12 protein-coding genes are annotated in these 18,823 nt (G+C 65.6%); 3 read left to right on the top strand and 9 right to left on the bottom strand.

What is annotated here, in order from left to right:
• Nucleotides 1–13: 13 nt before the first annotated feature.
• Nucleotides 14–1,054 (bottom strand): ATP-grasp domain-containing protein, encoded by a 1,041-nt coding sequence (locus AC5Y42_RS09275; RefSeq protein ID WP_499897605.1) that lies wholly within the window; start codon nucleotides 1,052–1,054, stop codon nucleotides 14–16.
• Between the two features lie 486 nt (nucleotides 1,055–1,540).
• Here AC5Y42_RS09275 and AC5Y42_RS09270 point away from each other — a divergent pair, with 486 nt between their 5' ends.
• Both AC5Y42_RS09270 and AC5Y42_RS09265 read left to right on the top strand, forming a co-directional pair.
• The gene (locus tag AC5Y42_RS09270; RefSeq protein WP_499897515.1) at nucleotides 1,541–2,479 is read left to right on the top strand and encodes a methionyl-tRNA formyltransferase; all 939 of its coding nucleotides are present in this window, start codon (nucleotides 1,541–1,543) and stop codon (nucleotides 2,477–2,479) included.
• The gene (locus tag AC5Y42_RS09265; protein WP_499897514.1) at nucleotides 2,476–10,158 is read left to right on the top strand and encodes an amino acid adenylation domain-containing protein; all 7,683 of its coding nucleotides are present in this window, start codon (nucleotides 2,476–2,478) and stop codon (nucleotides 10,156–10,158) included. Before AC5Y42_RS09270 ends, AC5Y42_RS09265 begins: the two co-directional genes overlap by 4 nt.
• 15 nt (nucleotides 10,159–10,173) lie before the next feature.
• On the opposite strand, the gene whiA is transcribed toward AC5Y42_RS09265, so the two are convergent.
• The 8 genes from whiA to AC5Y42_RS09225 form a co-directional block, all read right to left on the bottom strand.
• The gene (gene whiA, locus AC5Y42_RS09260; RefSeq protein WP_499897603.1) at nucleotides 10,174–11,151 is read right to left on the bottom strand and encodes a DNA-binding protein WhiA; all 978 of its coding nucleotides are present in this window, start codon (nucleotides 11,149–11,151) and stop codon (nucleotides 10,174–10,176) included.
• The gene (locus AC5Y42_RS09255) at nucleotides 11,148–12,203 is read right to left on the bottom strand and encodes a YvcK family protein (RefSeq protein WP_499897513.1); all 1,056 of its coding nucleotides are present in this window, start codon (nucleotides 12,201–12,203) and stop codon (nucleotides 11,148–11,150) included. Before AC5Y42_RS09255 ends, whiA begins: the two co-directional genes overlap by 4 nt.
• Nucleotides 12,200–13,108, bottom strand: coding sequence for an RNase adapter RapZ (gene rapZ / locus AC5Y42_RS09250; RefSeq protein ID WP_499897601.1), 909 nt, complete (start codon nucleotides 13,106–13,108; stop codon nucleotides 12,200–12,202). The genes AC5Y42_RS09255 and rapZ overlap by 4 nt, the downstream gene beginning before the upstream one ends.
• Before the next feature lie 11 nt (nucleotides 13,109–13,119).
• Nucleotides 13,120–15,063, bottom strand: coding sequence for an excinuclease ABC subunit UvrC (gene uvrC, locus AC5Y42_RS09245; protein ID WP_499897512.1), 1,944 nt, complete (start codon nucleotides 15,061–15,063; stop codon nucleotides 13,120–13,122).
• 77 nt (nucleotides 15,064–15,140) lie between these two features.
• Complete coding sequence (locus AC5Y42_RS09240) at nucleotides 15,141–15,605, bottom strand: PH domain-containing protein (protein WP_499897510.1); 465 nt, start codon at nucleotides 15,603–15,605, stop codon at nucleotides 15,141–15,143.
• Nucleotides 15,602–16,084 carry a 6,7-dimethyl-8-ribityllumazine synthase gene (ribH, locus tag AC5Y42_RS09235; RefSeq protein ID WP_499897509.1) on the bottom strand — a complete coding sequence of 161 codons (483 nt, stop codon included), beginning with the start codon at nucleotides 16,082–16,084 and terminating at the stop codon, nucleotides 15,602–15,604. The genes AC5Y42_RS09240 and ribH overlap by 4 nt, the downstream gene beginning before the upstream one ends.
• Nucleotides 16,081–17,358, bottom strand: coding sequence for a bifunctional 3,4-dihydroxy-2-butanone-4-phosphate synthase/GTP cyclohydrolase II (locus tag AC5Y42_RS09230; protein ID WP_499897508.1), 1,278 nt, complete (start codon nucleotides 17,356–17,358; stop codon nucleotides 16,081–16,083). The genes ribH and AC5Y42_RS09230 overlap by 4 nt, the downstream gene beginning before the upstream one ends.
• 92 nt (nucleotides 17,359–17,450) lie before the next feature.
• Entirely contained in the window at nucleotides 17,451–18,050 is a 600-nt protein-coding gene (locus AC5Y42_RS09225) for a riboflavin synthase (protein WP_499897507.1), read from the bottom strand.
• 70 nt (nucleotides 18,051–18,120) lie between these two features.
• Between AC5Y42_RS09225 and AC5Y42_RS09220 the strand changes: the two genes are divergently transcribed.
• Nucleotides 18,121–18,822 (top strand): LppX_LprAFG lipoprotein, encoded by a 702-nt coding sequence (locus AC5Y42_RS09220; RefSeq protein WP_499897505.1) that lies wholly within the window; start codon nucleotides 18,121–18,123, stop codon nucleotides 18,820–18,822.
• Nucleotide 18,823 lies beyond the last annotated feature (1 nt).

The following is an 18,823-nucleotide window of genomic DNA, read 5'->3' as shown; positions in this document are numbered from 1 at the left end:
TGCCGCCGCCGCCTCAGACGTAGAAATCGAGCTCTTCTTGCCGCTTCAGTAGCCGCCGCATCTCATACGGGTCCTCCCCGAAGAAGTAGATCAGACCCCAATGGGTGCCGAACGCGGTGCGCTTGGTCACCGTCTCCTCGAGGGGTGTGGTGAGTTCGTGCGATTCGAAATACTCGTGGTCCTCGGTCTCCTCAGGCATCGCGAGGGTGCTGACCACCCGGCGCCGCGGATACACCCCGAAGCATCCCGCGTGTCCCTTGGCGTCCACGACCTCCCGCGGAAAGAATTCCTCAAGCTCTTCCTCGGTCGTCTTCGGGTCGAACGCCAGCACCAGTGCCTGGTAGCCGTTGAACCCATACGTGCGTTCCAGCAATTCGAAGACCTTGAAGCCGGGCGGCCGATAGGCGACCTCACCGAAGTACATTTCCCCGTCGCTGGTGACGAAATATTCGGGATGGACGAACCCGAAGTCGATGTCGAAGGTCTTGATCAGCTTCTCGATCTGGCGGGTGATCTGCGGGCGGTACTGTTCCAGCTCCGGCGATGCGGGGACGAAGACGGAATATCCCAGCGTCACGTATTCGGAGATGTTCAGGAAGCGGATCTTGCCGTTGTGCACCCAGGCCTCCACCGCAAATTCCCAGCCGTCCAGATGCGATTCCATCAGCGCGGGAAATTCCTCGTCGGGGATCGAGTCGATGTCATCCGGGGTTCGGATCACCCGGTGGCCCAGGCATCCGGCCTTGTCGAAGGCCTTGAAGTGGATCGGGTCATTGGGGTCGCCATCGAGTTTCAGCAGGGTCTGATTGACGCGCTTGAGGAAGCGGATGACGTCGTCGCGGGCGTGGGCCTCTTCGAAGATGCCGACCCGGATCCCGCCGAGCTGGGCACGTCGCTTCATCAGCGACTTGTCCCGAAGCAGCATGGACTGGCCCAACAGCCGCGGGCTGTCCAGCAGCACCGAGTTGATCGCGCCGGCCCACTCGACGGTTTCCTCGAAGAGCGGGATCGCGACATCGACGCCGCGCTCCTTGAGGGTCTCGGCGATTTCCATCGAACGTTCGTTCAGCCGCTCGAAGTTCCAAGCGATGTGGGGGATGCCGTGTTGCTGACAGTATTCTTCAGCCCAGTCCGGCGCGACCACGACATACCGGCGGTCGAAGCGATCCACCGCATCGATGGCGTTCAGGCTCCAGCCCAGCAGCGCGATATAGCCTTTTTCCGGGTTACGGCTCGTTTCCGAATTGCGATCACTTGAATTATCAACGGAATTCGGCAAAGCATTTCCCCTTTCTTCTTCCCCACTTCGAGCGTGATCTTGGCTCCACGCTACGCACCGGGCGCCGTCGTCCACCCGGCTCAGCCGAATCGGGCCGACCCAGCTCCTCGCGTGCGATCGGCCTGCCCGATGCTCGACACGCAACTCGCCGTAACAGGCCCACCGGAAAACTTAGGCAAGGCTAACGTAAGCTCCTCGCGGATGGGCGGCGCTCGGAGCGCGGATAGCCCTGGCTGACGATGAGAAGTGAGGGGCTTGCTGATGCGCATCGTGTTTTTCGGATTTCAGACCTGGGGCTATAAGACCCTGCAGGCGCTGATCGACCTGGATCACGACGTCGTACTCGCCGTCACTCATCCGACTAGCAAAGAGTGCTACAAGGCGATCTGGTCGGCGCCCGTCGAAGAACTCGCGCGTGAGCACGACATCCCGGTGCATCTTGCTGAGCGGGTCGACGCCGAGACCATCGACTTGGTCAAGCGCACCGAACCCGATGTGATCGTCGTCAACAGCTGGTACTACCGGATGCCAGTAGAGCTCTACGACCTCCCGCCGCACGGAACTCTGAACTTGCACGATTCGCTGCTGCCGAAGTTCACCGGGTTCTCCCCTGTCCTGTGGGCGTTGATCAGTGGCGAGTCCGAATTCGGGTTGACCGTGCACCGGATGGACGACGGCCTGGACACCGGGGACATCCTGGTACAGCATTCGTTACCGATCCGTCCAACCGACACAGGCACCGAGTTGGTACTGCGAGGTATGGACCTCATTCCTGGTGCGCTGGCCGAAGCGCTGAATCAGTTGGAATCCGGCACCGCGGATTGGCGACCACAGAATAAAGCCGAACGAACGTACTGCCACAAGCGTTCGGAGCGCGACAGTTTGATCGACTGGACCTGGCCCGCCGAAGATCTCGGGCGGTTCGTACTTGCATTGTCCGACCCCTATCCCCGCGCGTTTACCTATTACCGCGGTGAACGGATCGAAGTCATCGAGGCACGTGTTTCCGAGGCGCGTTACGGCGGTACCCCGGGCCGGGTGATAGTGCAGGAAGAAGGCGGCGCAGTTGTCTGCGGCCCCAATGCATATCGGGGCGACAATTGCGGTCTGGTGATCACTCGCGTTCGTACCGCGGCCGGCGTCGAGCACCGGGGCGATGAATACTTCCGCCGCGGAGGCTATTTGGACAGCCACGCATGACCGTGCCGCAGATGGGCAGCGCCGCACAGCTGGGGCTGACTCGGGCGCAACTGGACATCTGGCTTGCCCAGCAGACTGGTCGCTTCACTGCGAAGTGGCAGCTGGGCGTGCTTGTGCGCCTCGAGGGCGCGATCGACGCTGGCTTGCTTGAGCGGGCGGTGCGGCAGGTGGTGAGCGAGGCCGAGCCGCTCAGGGCCGCCTTTTTCGAAGTGGACGGGCAAGTTTTCCAACAGGTTGTCGAGTACCCGGACGTAGAGCTTGCTCGCTATGACCTGCTGGGCTCGCGGGATCCCGCACAAGATGCCCATCGGATAGCGGCATCGATCCAACGCACGCCCATGCCACTCGATGGCCCGCTGTTCAGGTTTGCGGTATTGCAGACGCGAGTGGACGAGTCGTACCTGTTCGTGTGCTGCCACCACATCGTGATAGACGGAATGGGCATCGCGGCGGTTTGTCACCGGATCGCTACCGTCTATTCCGCGATCGCGACGGGGGCGTCCGTTCCTTCTGCGATTTTTGGCTCGCTGCGCGAACTCATCGAGTGTGAATCAGAATATGAAGCATCCACCGATTATCTCGATGATCAGGCTTATTGGACGGCGAACCTTCCACAGGAACGCAGGTCGCGTCGTCGATCGGCGCATGCCGTGGACGGGCGCGATCCCGGCGAGTCGTCTGCGCTGGCGCAGATAGACCCGTTCGTCGTCGCCGAGATCCGCACATTCTCAACCGCATTGGGAGTGCGTCGAGCATCGGTGATCACTGCGGCCTGCGCGCTGCTGGTGCACGGATGCGACGTTGAGGGTACTGAGGTCGTACTCGATTTTCCGGTGAGCAGGCGTGTGCGTCCGGCAGCGCAGACGGTGCCCGGCATGGTTTCCGGAGTAGTGCCGCTGGTGTTGAAAGCTTCACCGGGTTCGGCGGTTGCCGATTTTTGCCGCCACGTCGAAACGCGAATGCAAGAAGCGGTGCAGCACCAGCGGTTCCCGGTGCACTTTCTCGAGAAGAAGGCGGGTCTTCGCAGCACCAGCGAGGCACCGAACAGGGTCATTGTCAATTTCATTCCGACGACACGGGTAGCGGACTTTGCGGAAGCTGCAGGATCGGGCGTTGTGACCCATTCCGGTTTCGAGGATCAGCTCGAGTTGTGGTTCATCCGTGCCGATGAGCAGCTCTTTCTCAGGATGGCCGGCCCAGGCCAGTTGTTCTCCGATCGCGATGCCAGCGAATTAGTTCAGCGGTTGGAGCGGGTGCTGATGGCGATGACAGCCGACCCGGGCCGATCGCTGTCGTCACTGGATCTGCTGGACTCCAATGAGCATGCCCGGCTGGATGATTGGAGCAACCGGGCGCCATCGGGCGAGCCGGCAGCCGCGCCGGTGTCGATCCCGGGCTTGTTCACCGCACACGTCGAGCGCGCCCCAGAGGCGGCGGCGCTGACGAACCAGGGCCATTCACTGACGTACCGGGAACTCGACGAGGCGGCCAATCAGTTAGCGCACCTGTTGGTTTGCCATGGCGCGGGTCCGGGTGAGCGGGTGGCGCTGATGTTTTCCCGCTCTGCCAAGGCGATCATCGCGATCTTGGCGGTGCTCAAGACCGGGGCGGCCTACGTGCCGATCGACCCGGCGGTGCCACGGGCGCGGATCGAGTTCATGGTCGCCGACGCGGCGCCGATCGCAGCGATGACCACCGCCGAATTCGCCGATCGGCTGGACGGGCACGGTCTGTCGGTCATCGATGTAGACGATCCCGCTATCGACAGCCAACCCAGCACGGCGCTCACGGCGCCTGCCGCCGACGACATCGCATACCTGATCTACACCTCGGGCACGACCGGCGTGCCCAAAGGTGTTGCCGTGCCTCATCGCAACGTGATCCGGCTGCTGGGCGCGCTGGACGGCGAGCTGAAGCCGTCGCCCGGCCAGGTGTGGACGCAGAGCCACTCCTTGGCGTTCGACTTCTCGGTATGGGAGATCTGGGGGGCACTGCTGCGCGGTGGCCGGCTGGTCGTCGTGCCCGAGTCGGTAACGCGCTCACCCGAAGAGTTCCACGCATTGCTAATCGCCGAACAGGTCAGCGTGTTGAGCCAGACCCCGTCGGCGTTCTATGCGTTGCAGGCGGCCGATGCACTGGCACCGGAGCTGAGACAACAGCTCAAGCTCGAGACGGTGGTATTCGGCGGCGAGGCACTGGAACCGCCGCGTCTTGCGGCATGGTTCAACCATCACCCGGGACCCCCGCGCCTGATCAACATGTACGGGATCACCGAGACGACGGTGCATGCCTCGTTCCGAGAGATTCTTCCCGCCGACGTCGACAGCAATGCCAGCCCGATCGGGGGCCCGTTGGCCCATCTTGGCTTCTTTGTGCTGGATGACTGGTTGCGACCGGTTCCCGCTGGCGTGGTCGGCGAGTTGTATGTGGCCGGTGCCGGCGCGGCCTACGGGTATTTCGGCCGATCGGCATTGACGGCGTCTCGATTTGTGGCGTGTCCGTTCTTCGGCGAAGGCCTTGCGGGACAACGGATGTACCGCACCGGGGATCTGATGTGGTGGGGTGCTGACGGGCAGCTGCGGTATGTGGGGCGCGCAGATGAGCAGGTCAAGATCCGCGGGTATCGCATCGAACTCGGGGATGTCCAGGCGGCGTTGTGCGGGTTGGACGGTGTGCAGCAAGCGGTAGTGATCGTCCGTGAGGACCGCCCCGGCGATAAGCGCCTAGTGGGTTATGCGGTCGGGACCGCCGACCCGGGCGGGCTGCGCACCCAGCTGGCCGATCGGTTGCCGCTCTACATGGTTCCGGCCGCGGTGGTGGTGATCGACGCGCTGCCACTGACGATCAACGGCAAACTGGACACCCGCGCGCTGCCGGCACCGGAGTATCAGGACGGCACTAGTTACCGGGCCCCGGCCAGCACGGTCGAAGAACTCCTGGCCGGGATCTACGCCCTGGTGCTCGGCGTAGAACGCGTCGGAGTGGATGATTCGTTTTTCGACCTCGGCGGTGATTCGCTGTCGGCGATGCGGGTGGTCGCCGCGATCAACACCAACCTGGATGCCGGCCTTTCGGTGCGGACCGTTTTCGAGGCGCCCACGGTGGCCCAGCTGGCGCCTCATATCGGTACCGAGGCGGGTGGGTTGCAGCAGTTGGTGGCCGGCGAGCGGCCTTCGGCGATTCCGTTGTCGTTTGCCCAGAGCGGATTGTGGTTCCTGGATCAGTTGCAAGGTCCGTCGCCGACGTACAACATGGCGGCGGCGTTCCGGCTGTGTGGTCGCCTCGATGCCGACGCGTTGGGTGCGGCGATTGGCGATGTGGTGGGCCGCCATGAGAGCTTGCGCACCTCGTTTACGGCGGCGGACGGGGTGCCCCAGCAGCTGGTGGTGGCCGCCGAGCAGGCCGACTTCGGCTGGCAGATCATCGACGGGACCGGATGGTCTGCGGTCCAGCTGGACGATGCCATCGTCGCTGCGGCGCGTCACAGTTTTGACCTGATAACCGAGATCCCTTTGCGAGCATCGCTTTTCCGCGTCGCCGACGACGAACACGTCCTGGTGGCTGCGGTGCACCACATCGCCGGCGACGGCTGGTCGATCACCCCGCTGATGCGTGATCTGGGTATGGCTTATGCCAGCCGATGCGCGGGGCGGGCACCCGATTGGGCCGACCTTCCGGTGCAGTATGTCGATTACACATTGTGGCAGCGGGCTCAGCTCGGTGATCTCGACGACGTCCACAGCCCAATCGCCGCCCAGCTGGCCTATTGGGAGGGTGCCCTCGCCGGGATGCCCGAGCGCCTACTGCTGCCCACCGATCGGCCCTACCCGCCGGTCGCCGATTACCGCGGCGCCAGGATCGCGGTGGAGTGGTCGGCGCAGCTGCAGCAGCAGGTCGCCCGGGCGGCCCGCGAAAACAACGCGACCAGCTTCATGGTCATTCAGGCGGCCTTGGCCGTGCTGCTGTCCAAGTTCAGCGCCAGCAGCGATGTGGCCTTCGGGTTCCCGATCGCCGGTCGCCGCCATCCCGCACTCGATGAGCTGGTGGGCTACTTCGTCAACGCGTTGGTGCTGCGGGTTGATCTGGCCGGTGACCCTACGGTCGCCGAGGTGCTCGCCCGGGTGCGACAGCGCAGCCTGGCCGCCTACGAGCACCAGGACGTGCCCTTCGAGGTACTCGTTGAACGGCTCAACCCCATCCGGAGCCTGAGCCATCACCCCCTGATCCAGGTGGCGTTGGCCTGGCAGAACTTCGCTTGGCAGCATGACGGCCCCGCTGCCGGGTTGGCCCTGGGGGATCTGCAGGTCACCCCCATGCCGGTGGACACTCACACCGCCCGCACCGACCTGTCCATTTCCCTGGGGGAACGCTGGACCGAAGCCGGTGAGCCCGACGGGATTTGGGGAGGTGTGGAATTCCGCACCGACGTGTTCGATGCGGAACGCATCGAACGGCTGGTCGAGCGGCTGCAGCGGGTGGTGCTGGCCATGACCGCTGACCCCGCCCAGCGGCTTTCGTCGATCGATGTGCTCGACGCCGGTGAGCATGCCCACCTGGATGAGATCGGCAACCGGGCGGTGTTGACCGAGCCCGCGCCGACGCCGGTGTCGATTCCGGCGTTGTGGGCCGCCCAAGTTGCCCGCACACCCGAGGCGCTGGCAGTGACCTGTGCAGGCCTGTCATTCAGCTATCGCGAGGTCGACGAGTCCGCTAACCGGTTGGCCCATCTGCTGTCCGGCCAGGGCGCCGGCCCGGGTGAGTCTGTGGCGCTGCTGTTTTCACGGTCCGCCGAGGCGATCATCGCGATCTTGGCGGTGCTCAAGACCGGGGCTGCCTATCTGCCGATGCATCCGGCGGTGCCGCGGGAGCGGCTCGGGTTCATGGTCGCCGATGCGGTGCCAGTCGCCGCGATCACCACCAGCCGGCTGGCCGACCTGTTCGACGGGTGCGACCTGCGGGTCATCGATGTGAACGACCCCGCTCTTGACGGCCAACCCAGCACCGAGCTACCGGCGCCGAGCCCCGACGACATCGCCCACATCATCTACACCTCCGGCACTACCGGTACGCCCAAGGGTGTGGCGGTCACCCACCACAACGTAACCCAACTGATCGAGTCGTTGGGTACCGCCCTGCTTGGTCCGGGACAGGTAGGGACGCAATGGTATTCGTATGCCTTCGACGCCTCCATCGAAGAAATCTGGGGTGCGCTGTTCCACGGCGGGCGGCTACTCGTTGTGCCCGAGTCGGTGGCGGCCGCACCGGAGGACTTCCAGGCCTTACTGGCTGCGGAGAAGGTCAATGTCGTGCACCAGACCCCCTCTGCGGTAGGGGCGCTTACCCCTGAGGGCTTGGGAACCGCCGCGCTGATCGTCGCCGCCGAGCCCTGCCAGACGGAACTGGTGGACCGGTGGGCGCCCGGCCGGGTAATGAACAACGCCTATGGACCGACCGAGACCACGCTGTGTGTGACGGTCAGTGCGCCGTTGAAGCCGGGGTGCGGGGTGCCGATCGGTGCGCCCGTCGCCGGGGCGGCGCTGTTCGTGTTGGACAACCGGCTCCACCCGGTGCCGGCCGGTGTGGTCGGTGAGTTGTACGTGGCCGGCCGCGGGCTCGGCGCAGGCTATGTGCGCCGAGCGGCTTTGACCGCGTCGCGGTTTGTGGCCTGCCCGTTCGGGGGAATCGGGGCTCGTATATATCGCACTGGCGACCTCGTGCGCTGGCGCAGCGACGGGCAGCTGGACTATGTGGGGCGCATCGATGAGCAGGTGAAAATTCGCGGGTACCGCATCGAACTCGGTGAAGTGTCCGCAGCTTTGGCCGAACTGGACGGGGTGGCGCAGGCGGTGGTCATCGCCCGCGAAGACCGCCCCGGCGACAAGCGCCTGGCGGGCTACGTCATCGAGTCGATGCCCGGGGCAGTGGACCTGGCCGGTGCGCGCCCGAACCTGGCCAAGCGGCTACCGGCCTACATGGTCCCCGCGGCGGTCATGGTGGTGCCGGCGTTGCCGCTCACGCTCAACGGCAAACTCGACACTCGGGCCCTGCCGGCGCCCGACTATCAGGGCGCCGATCAATACCGCGCGCCGGCCAACGCCATCGAGGAGATCCTGGCCGGCATCTACGGCCAGATCCTGGGGCTCGACCGGGTCGGAGCCGACGACTCATTCTTCGACCTGGGCGGGGATTCACTTTCTGCGATACGCGTGATCGCCGCGGTCAACAAATCTTTGGACCTCAGCCTTACGGTCCGCGCTCTGTTCGACGCACCGACGGTGAGCGGTTTGAGTCAACAGTTGGACAGCCAGGCCACCGATCCACGCTTTGTGTCCGTGCACGGTCACGACACCGCCGAGGTGCATGCCGCCGACCTCACGTTGGACAAGTTCATCGACGCTGCGACACTGGCAGCCGCCCCGACCCTGCCGGGCCCCAGCGCCCAGGTGCGGACCGTCCTGTTGACCGGAGCGACCGGCTTCCTTGGGCGCCACCTGGTGTTGGACTGGCTCGAGCAGCTCGAGCTGATCGATGGCACGCTAATCTGCCTGGTGCGGGCCAAGTCCGACGACGACGCGTGGCAACGGCTGGAAAAAACCTTCGACGGTGGCGAGTTCGAGGGCGACCCGCAACTCCTGCAGCGCTTCCGAGAACTGGCCGCCGATCATCTGCAGGTGATCGCCGGCGACAAGGGCGAAGCCAACCTGGGCCTGGACCAGCAGACCTGGCAGCGGCTGGCTGACACCGTCGATCTGATCGTCGATCCCGCAGCCGTGGTCAACGCCGTCCTGCCCTACAGTGCACTGTTCGGGCCCAACGTCGTCGGGACTGCCGAGCTGATCCGTATCGCGCTCACCACGAAACTCAAGCTCTACACCTACGTTTCGAGTGCCAACGTGGGCCACCAGATCGAATCGTCGGCGTTCACCGAAGACGCCGACATTCGGATCATCAGCCCCACCCGCGCCATCGACGACCGGTTGGCCAACGGCTGCAACAGCAAGTGGGCCAGCGAGGTGTTGCTGCGTGAGGCCAACGACTTGTGCGGGCTGCCCGTCGCGGTGTTCCGCTGCGACGTGATCCTGGCCGACGCCACCTACGCGGGCCAACTCAACATGTCGGACATGTTCACCCGGGGCATGCTGAGCCTGGTGGCCGCCGGGATCGCGCCCCGTTCGTTCTACCAACTCGACTCCGACGGCAGTCGGCAACGCGCCCATTTCGACGCGCTGCCAGTCACATTCGTCGCCGAGGCAATCGCCACGCTGGGCGCCCAAGTGGCCAGTTCCTCTTTAACGGGCTTTCAGACCTATCACGTGGTGAACCCGCACGACGACGGCATCGGGCTCGACGAGTACGTGGACTGGCTGATCGAGGCCGGCTACCCGATCCAGCGCATCGATGACTTTGAGGAGTGGTTGCAGCGGTTTGAGACCGGGCTGCGCGCCCTGCCGAATCGACAGCGCCGGCATTCGGTGTTGCAGATGCTGCTGTTGCGCGGTTCCAATCAATGGCAGCCCCTGGAGCCGCCGAACGGCTCCTACGCGCCCGCCGAGCGGTTCCGTGCTGCGGTGCAAGAGGCCAAAATCGGTCCCGACAAGAACGATCCGGACATCCCGCACATCTCGGCGCCGATCATCGTCAAATACGCCACCGACTTACAATTGCTCGGGCTGCTTTAAAGAGCGTAGTCCGGGTTACGCATCTTCCAGCAGGTCCGCAGTCACCGCCGACTCGGTGTCCGGAATGCCGTCCTGTTTGGCCTTGCGGTCAGCCATCGACAGCAGACGTCGAATACGCCCCGCCACAGCATCTTTCGTCATTACCGGATCGGCCAGCCGACCCAGCTCCTCGAGTGAGGCCTGCCGGTGTTCGACGCGCAGCTTGCCGGCCGCGGCCAGATGGTCGGGCACGCCGTCACCGAGAATCTCCAGCGCCCGCTCCACCCGGGCGGCCGCAGCCACCGCCGCACGGGCCGAGCGCCGCAGGTTGGCGTCGTCGAAGTTGGCCAGCCGGTTAGCTGTGGCCCGTACCTCGCGGCGCATCCGGCGTTCCTCCCACACCAACCGGGTGTCCTGGGCGCCCATCCGGGTCAGCAAGGCACCGATCGCCTCGCCGTCGCGAACCACGACCCGATCGGCCCCCCGTACCTCGCGGGCCTTCGCGCTGACGCCGAGTCGGCGCGCCGCGCCCACCAGCGCCAGCGCGGCCTCCGGGCCGGGACAGCTGACCTCCAGCGCCGACGAGCGCCCCGGCTCGGTCAGCGAGCCGTGCGCTAGGAAGGCGCCGCGCCAGGCTGCCTCCGCGTCGGCGACGCTGCCGCCGACGACCTGCGCGGGCAGGCCCCGCACTGGGCGTCCCCGCAAATCCAGCAGTCCGGTTTGGCGGGCCAGCGCCTCGCCGTCGTTGGCGACCCGCAGCACATATCGGGTTTGCTTGCGAATCCCACTGGCGGACAACATATGCACGATCGCGTTGTAGCCGTACAAGTCGAAGATGTCTTTGCGCAGCCGCCGGGCGATGCTGCCCAGGTCAACCTCGGCTTCGACCACTACCCGGCCCGCCACGATGTGCAGTCCGCCGGCGAACCGCAGCAAGGAGGTGACCTCGGCCCGCCGCGCGCTCACCGAGCTCACCACCAGCCGGCTCAACTCGTCTTTGACTTCGGCCGTCATTGCCACCCGTCGTCACCTCTCGGTCCGTCTGCGCCGGTCTTTCGACCTTTACCTTCAATCGTCATGGGGGCCGTCACCGAGGGCGCTGCTGGGCCGGTGTCGCGCACCCCCACCCCTTCCAGCGCGGCGGCCAGCTTGCCAGGGTCATGTAAAGGTGTACCAGGCCGGGCCACGTCGGCGAACTGAACCTGCGCATGCAGCAGCGTCGCGGTGCGGCGCAGCTGGTCACGCTCCCGCTCACTGGGCACCCGCTCAGCGTCGATGATGATGTCGTGGACGGTGAAGTCCGGGGCGTGCTGGGCAAGGACGTGCAGATGGCGCTCCACCGAGAAGCCTGCCGTCTCCCCCGGCTCGGCGACCAGGTTGAGTACCAGCGCCCGACGGGCGCTGGTGGCCTGCAGCGCCGCGGCCAGCCCCGGCACCAGCACATGCGGGATCACGCTGGTAAACCACGACCCCGGGCCCAACACCACCAGGTCGGCGCTCATGATCGCGTCAATGGCCTGCCGGGTGGCCGGCGGATCGCCCGGCAGCAGTCGTACCCGCCGCACCTTGCCGGGAGTGGTCGCGATCGCCACCTGGCCGCGGATCAGCCGGAACATCCGCGGGTCGGCTTCCAGGCCGGAGACATCAGCCTCGATCTGCAGCGCGATCGGACACATCGGCAGCACCCGGCCCCGGACACCGAGAATGCGGCCCAGTTCGTCGAGCGCGGCGACCGGGTCGGCCAACACCTCGGACAGGCCGGCGACCAGCAGGTTGCCGATCGGATGCCCGGCCAAGGCGCCGCTGCCGCCGAACCGGTGCTGCAGGATGGTCGCCCACAGCTGCCCGTGCGGGCTGTCGGATGCCAACGCCGCCAACGCCATTCGCAGATCACCGGGTGGTACCACGTTCAGTTCGCTACGCAGCCGGCCCGAGGACCCGCCGTCGTCGGCGACGGTGACCACCGCGGTGACGTGCGGCGTCAGCCGGCGAGCCGCCGAGAGCGTCGCATACAGCCCGTGACCACCGCCGAGGGCGACAATGCTGGGACTAGTCTCGGGACTCATTCGCGGCCTAGATCCCGGTGCAGCACCCGCACCGACAGTCGAGCGTTGGGCTCGAGCAGCCCCGCCAGCGCTTCGGCGATGGCCACACTGCGATGCTTGCCGCCCGTGCAGCCGATGGCGACGGTCATGTAGCGCTTCCCCTCCCTGCGGTACCCGTCGACAACCAGGGACAGCAACCGATGGTAGGTCTCCAGGAACTCCGCCGCGCCACTCTGGCCGAGCACGTAGTCACGAACCGCCGGATGTTGGCCGGTATGCGGGCGTAATTCGTCGACCCAGTGCGGATTGGGCAGGAAACGCACGTCCATCACCATGTCGGCGTCCATCGGCAGCCCGTATTTGAAGCCGAAGGACTCGACGGTGACGCTGGTGTGGGCGACGGCCTCGGTGCCGAATGCGCGTTCGATGCTTTCCCGCAGCGCCCGCACCGACAGCGTCGAGGTGTCGATGATCAGGTCGGCGTTCGCGCGCACCGGCGCCAGCATCTCGCGCTCGGCGGCGATTCCCTCGGCCAATGTCTGCTGGCCCTGCAGCGGGTGGCTGCGGCGGTTCTGCTCGTAGCGGCGTACCAGCATGTCGTCGGAGGCCTCCATGAACAGCACCCGCGGAGTGATGTTGCGGGTAGCCAGGTCGGTGCGCACCCAGTCCAGGTCCCCGGTGAACCCGCGGGAGCGCACGTCCATCACCACCGCGAGCTGGGTGATTCGCGACCCGGCGGCCAGCCCGAAGTCCACCATCCGGGTGATCAGCTGTGGCGGCAGGTTGTCGGCGACATACCAGCCGAGGTCCTCGAGCACCTTTGCCGCGGTGCCGCGTCCCGCACCTGACAGCCCGGTCACCAGGACGACGTCGATTCCGGTTTCGGTTGTGCCGCCGGCATGATCGGGCTTGCGCGCCAATTCCATTCCGTCGCCTGTCATCCCGACGCCCGTTCAGCAATCTGGTCGCCGCCGCGCAACGCCTCGAGTACCGCGGTCGCGGTCGCCACACCGATGCCCGGGACCGCGGTGATCTCCTCGACGGTGGCCTCCTTGAGTCGGGCCACCGATCCGAAATGGGTGACCAGTGCCTTGCGGCGATGCTCGCCGAGCCCGGGCACCGCGTCCAGCGCCGATGCGGTCATCCGTTTGGACCGTTTGCTGCGGTGATAGGTAATCGCGAACCGATGCGCCTCGTCGCGGACCCGCTGCAGCAAATACAACCCCTCGCTGTTGCGAGGCATGATGATCGGGTCCGGCTCCGAGGGCACCCACACCTCTTCCAGCCGCTTGGCCAACCCGATCACCGCGACATCGGTGATGCTGAGGTCATCGAGCACTGCGCTGGCCGCGTTGACCTGCGGCGCGCCGCCGTCCACGACGTAGAGGTTCGGCGGATAGGCAAACTTGCGCGACTTCCCCTCCGGTGCAAGGGTGTTCGCGTCCTGCAGGTGGCGGGCGAAGCGGCGCCTGGTCACTTCGGCGATCGAGGCGACGTCGTCGGAGCGGCCGCGGCCGGCGGCCTCCCGGATGGCGAAGTGACGGTAATCCGACTTGCGCGGAAGCCCGTCCTCGAAGACCACCAGCGAACCCACCACATCGGTGCCCTGCACGTGGCTGATGTCGACGCATTCGATCCGCAGCGGCGCGTCCGCCAAGCCAAGAGCTTCCTGAATATTCTGCAGCGCAGCAGATCTGGCGGTGAAGTCGCCGGCCCGTCTCAGTTTGTGTTGCTGCAAAGCGTCTTTGGCGTTTCGCTGCACGGTTTCGGCCAGCGCCCGCTTGTCTCCGCGGCGCGGCACCCGAAGTTTCACCCGCGAACCGCGCAGATTCGACAGCCAGCTGGCCAGCTCGTCCGCGTTGGGCGGCAGACAGGGCACCAAGACCTCGCGAGGCACCGGGTTGGTGGATTCGTCGGCGGCGCCATCGAGCTCGGCCTGGTCGGCGTAGAACTGGGTCAGGAACTGCTCGACAAGTCGCGCTTCCCCCGAATCACCGGGTTCGCCCGGCTTTTCGACGATCCAGCCGCGCTGGCCGCGAACCCGCCCGCCACGGACGTGAAACACCTGCACCGCGGCTTCCAGATCGTCGTCGGCGAACGCCACCACGTCGGCGTCCGTACCGTCACCGAGCACCACGGCCTGCTTTTCCAGCGCCCGCTTCAACGCGGAGAGATCATCACGCAGCCGCGCGGCCCGCTCGAAGTCGAGTTGCTCGGCGGCCGAGTTCATCTGCTGTTCCAGGGTCCGCGCGTACCGGTCGGTCTTGCCGGACAGGAAGTCGCAAAAATCCAGCACGATCTGGCGATGCTGCTCGGCGCTGACCCGGCCGACGCACGGCGCCGAACACTTGTCGATGTAGCCGAGCAGACATGGCCGGTCGATTTGCTTGTGGCGCTTGAACACTCCGGCCGAGCAGGTGCGTGCGGGGAACACCCGGGTCAGCAGGTCCAGGGTTTCCCGGATGGCCCAGGCATGCGAGTACGGCCCGAAATAGCGCACGCCCTTGCGCCGCGGTCCGCGGTAGACCATCAGCCGCGGGAATTCCTCGTTGAGAGTGACCGCCAGCACCGGGTAGGACTTGTCGTCGCGGTAGCGGACGTTGAATCGCGGGTCGAACTCCTTGATCCAGTTGTATTCCAGCTGCAGCGCCTCGACCTCGGTGTTGACCACCGTCCACTCGACCTTGGCCGCGGTGGTCACCATCTGCCGGGTCCGCGGGTGCAGGCCGGCGACATCGGCGAAATACGACGTCAGACGGCTGCGCAGGCTCTTGGCTTTGCCGACGTAGATCACTCGGCCGTACTGGTCCCGGAACCGGTAGACGCCCGGCTCGACCGGGATGGACCCGGGCGCGGGGCGATACGTCGCGGGATCTGGCACGTTTCTAGGCTAGTCGGCGCTCCGGGGAGTCGAACGTGAAGTTGGGTTCACACTCGGCGTCGAACGTGAAACTAGTTTCACGCTCGCGGCGATTGGTAGCGCACCACGAGCGCCCGCACGGCGTCCATGGCGTCCACCGCGCGGTCCTTATCGACGGCCTGGATCGCCATCAGCGGGATGTATTCGTCGTCGGGCAGGTCGACCCGCGCCCAGCGGGCACCGGTGGGAAACGACACGCCCACCACATCAGGCCAGGGAACCAGCCGATCGCCGAACAGGTTGCGTACCGACAGTCCGGGCTTGCCCACCCGCAGCCGTGGGCGGGTGAACAGCAGCGCCAGGCCGGCGAGGATCAGGCCCAGCACCACGAACGCCACCTGGTCGGCGGTCTGGAAGATCACCCCGCTGGACTTGATTTTCAGTAAAAAGCCGACGGCGATGTGCGCCGCGGCGATCACGAAGGCCGCGGCATAGGCGAAATACGGCGTCAGATGCGGACGTACCACGACATCCCAATCGGACCGGCCGGGCTCCGCGGTCACGACTTTGCGCGCAGGTCGCGCAGGGTCAATGCGGTGCTCAGCGCGGCCGCCGTCGCCTGAGCCCCTTTGTCCTCGGCCGACGTCGGCAATCCCGCCCGGTCCAGGGCCTGCTCTTCAGTGTTGGTGGTCAGCACGCCATTGGCGACCGGCGTGGAAGCGTCCAGCGAGACCCGGGTCAGGCCCTGCGTCACCGCGTCACAGACATAGTCGAAATGCGGTGTGGCACCGCGAATCACTACACCCAGCGCGACGACGGCGTCATGCTCGCGCGCCAACGCCTGAGCCACCACCGGGATCTCGATTGCGCCGAGGACCCGGACGACCGTGGGGTCGCTGACACCCCAATCGCCGGCGACTTTGCAGGCGCCGGCCAGCAGCGCGTCACAGATCGTGGTGTGCCAGGTGCTGGCTACGATCGCCAACCGTACGCTGGACGCGTCGAGCGCCGGCATTTCCGGCACACCGGCGCCACCCGTCACAGAGCTCCCCCGAATTCGCCTGGCAGGTGGATGGATTCGTGGTAATCCTCCAGGCCGACCAGGTCGTGGCCCATCCGATCACGTTTGGTCATCAGATACCGAATGTTCTCGGCGTTGGCCCGCACCGGCAGCGGCACCCGCTCGATGATGTGCAGCCCGTAGCCGTCGAGGCCAACCCGTTTGGCGGGGTTGTTGGTCAGCAGCCGCATCGAACGGACTCCGAGATCGACCAGGATCTGCGCTCCGATGCCGTAATCGCGTGCGTCTGCCGGTAATCCGAGTTTGAGGTTGGCGTCAACGGTGTCGTCGCCGGCGTCTTGCAGCTGATAGGCCTGCAGTTTGTGCATCAGGCCGATGCCGCGGCCCTCATGACCACGCATGTAGAGCACCACGCCGCGGCCCTCGCGCGCGACCATCGCCATCGCGGCGTCGAGCTGCGGGCCGCAGTCGCAGCGCCGCGAGCCGAACACGTCGCCGGTCAGACATTCCGAGTGCACCCGCACCAGCACGTCGTGCCCGTCGTAGTTGGGACCCGCGACCTCGCCGCGAACCAGCGCCACATGTTCCACGTCTTCGTAGATGCTGGTGTAGCCGACCGCCCGGAACTCGCCGTGCCGGGTGGGGATGCGGGCCTCTGCGACCCGCTCGATGTGCTTTTCGTGCTTACGCCGATACTCGATCAAGTCGGCGATCGCGATCAGCGCCAGACCGTGCTCGTCGGCGAAGACCCGCAGCTCATCGGTCTGCGCCATCGCGCCCTCGTCTTTTTGGCTGACGATCTCGCAGATCGCACCGGCCGGCTGCAATCCGGCCAACCGCGCCAAGTCCACAGCGGCTTCGGTGTGACCGGGACGGCGCAACACTCCACCGTCTTTGGCGCGCAACGGAACCACATGCCCGGGCCGGGTGAATTCGTCGGCGATACTTGCCGGCTGAGCAAGGAGCCGCATCGTGGTCGCCCGATCGGAAGCCGAGATACCGGTACCCACACCATTTTTCGCATCGACAGTGACGGTGTAGGCGGTGCCGTGCTTGTCCTGGTTCACCGCATACATCGGCAACAGCCCCAGCCGGTCGCAGATCGCGCCGTCCAGCGGTACGCACAAATATCCGGAGGTGTAGCGCACCATGAACGCCACGAGTTCGGGGGTGGCCTTTTCGGCGGCGAAGATCAGATCGCCTTCGTTTTCCCGATCCTCGTCGTCGATGACGACAACGGCCTTGCCGGCCGCGATGTCGGCAACCGCCCGTTCGACGGAGTCCAACTTCGTCATCTGTGCCACCCTGGTCTGTTCCCGTCAAGGAACGCAGTCCGAATCGTTGTATTCAGTATGAACCACGAGGATTGCGCTGGTATTGCGGTGGCTTACTCAGCGGGATGGGAGAGTAGCCGCTCGACATACTTCGCGATCACATCGACCTCGAGATTGACCGAGGTCCGCACCGCAGCACGGCCCAACGTGGTCAGTTCCAACGTGGTCGGGATGAGCGACACCTCAAACCAGTCCTCGCCGAGCCCGGAGACGGTCAGCGAGATGCCGTCGACGGTGATAGAGCCCTTTTCCACGACGTAGCGGGCCAGCGCCGCGGGTAGCTCGATCCGCACGACTTCCCAGCGTTCGGCCGGGTTGCGCGCCAGGATCTGGCCGGTGCCGTCGACGTGGCCCTGCACGATATGCCCGCCCAGTCTGCTGGCCAGCGCCGCGGCGCGTTCCAGGTTGACCGGGCTGCCGGCGACAAGCGCGCCCAGGCTGGAGCGGTCCAGCGTCTCACCCATCACATCGGCGGTGAATCGGCCGTCGGGCAGCACCTCGACCACTGTCAGGCAGACCCCGTTGACGGCGATCGAGTCGCCGCGGCCGGCATCGGCGACGACCACTGGGCCGTGGATGGTGAAGCGCGCCGAATCACCCAGGTCGTCCTTGCCGACCACTTCGCCCAATTCCTCGACGATCCCGGTGAACACCGCCTCAGGGTAGTGACTCGCTCGCCCTCGCGCGACGGCCCTGCCGGTCCCACCCTCTACGATGCAACCTATGCAGACGCGTCGTCGACTATTCGTTGTCCTTGCCGCCGTCAGCCTGGCCGCCGCTCTGGTTGCCGGCTGCTCGTCGTCCTCCAAAAAGAACACCGCCCCGCTACCGGATGCGGCGAACCTGGTCAAGCAGTCCAGCCAGACAACCAAGAACGTCAAAAGCGTGCACCTGGTGCTGTCGACGACCGGGAAAATCAAAGGGTTGCCGATAAAGACGCTGAGCGGCGACCTGACCACCGACCCCACCGCTGCGAAGGGGAAGACCACGATCACGTTCTCGGGGTCTGACATCGACGCCGATTTCGTCGTCTACGACGGCACGCTGTATGCGGCAATGACACCCAATAAATGGAGCGACTTCGGGCCGGCCGCCGATATCTACGACGTTTCCACGATCCTGAATCCCGAGAACGGCCTAGCCAACGTGCTGGCCAATTTCACCGACGCCAAAGCCGAAGGCCGCGAGAACATCAACGGGCAGGACACGGTTCGCATCACCGGAAAAGTCTCAGGCGAGGCGTTGCATCGGCTTGTGCCGACGGTGAATGAGACCCAACCCCTGCCGGCTACTGTTTGGATCCAGGAGAACGGCGACCACCAGCTGGTGCAGGCCAAATTGGATCCGAGTGCGGGCAACTCGATTCAGATGACCTTGTCCAACTGGAATGCGCCAGTCCAGGTCACCAAGCCTCAGGTGAGCTGAG

The organism is Mycobacterium sp. NGS48, assembly GCF_059812585.1.
Note: the sequence above shows the minus strand (reverse complement) of the source record. Positions and strands in the feature narration are given on the sequence as shown.

Coding starts and splice junctions, on each gene's coding strand:
- AC5Y42_RS09275 (WP_499897605.1), bottom strand. CDS start 1,054: ATGGAAATCGCCGAGACCCTCAAGGAGCGCGGCGTCGATGTCGCGATC.
- AC5Y42_RS09270 (WP_499897515.1), top strand. CDS start 1,541: ATGCGCATCGTGTTTTTCGGATTTCAGACCTGGGGCTATAAGACCCTG.
- AC5Y42_RS09265 (WP_499897514.1), top strand. CDS start 2,476: ATGACCGTGCCGCAGATGGGCAGCGCCGCACAGCTGGGGCTGACTCGG.
- whiA (WP_499897603.1), bottom strand. CDS start 11,151: ATGACGGCCGAAGTCAAAGACGAGTTGAGCCGGCTGGTGGTGAGCTCG.
- AC5Y42_RS09255 (WP_499897513.1), bottom strand. CDS start 12,203: ATGAGTCCCGAGACTAGTCCCAGCATTGTCGCCCTCGGCGGTGGTCAC.
- rapZ (WP_499897601.1), bottom strand. CDS start 13,108: ATGGAATTGGCGCGCAAGCCCGATCATGCCGGCGGCACAACCGAAACC.
- AC5Y42_RS09230 (WP_499897508.1), bottom strand. CDS start 17,358: ATGACGAAGTTGGACTCCGTCGAACGGGCGGTTGCCGACATCGCGGCC.
- AC5Y42_RS09220 (WP_499897505.1), top strand. CDS start 18,121: ATGCAGACGCGTCGTCGACTATTCGTTGTCCTTGCCGCCGTCAGCCTG.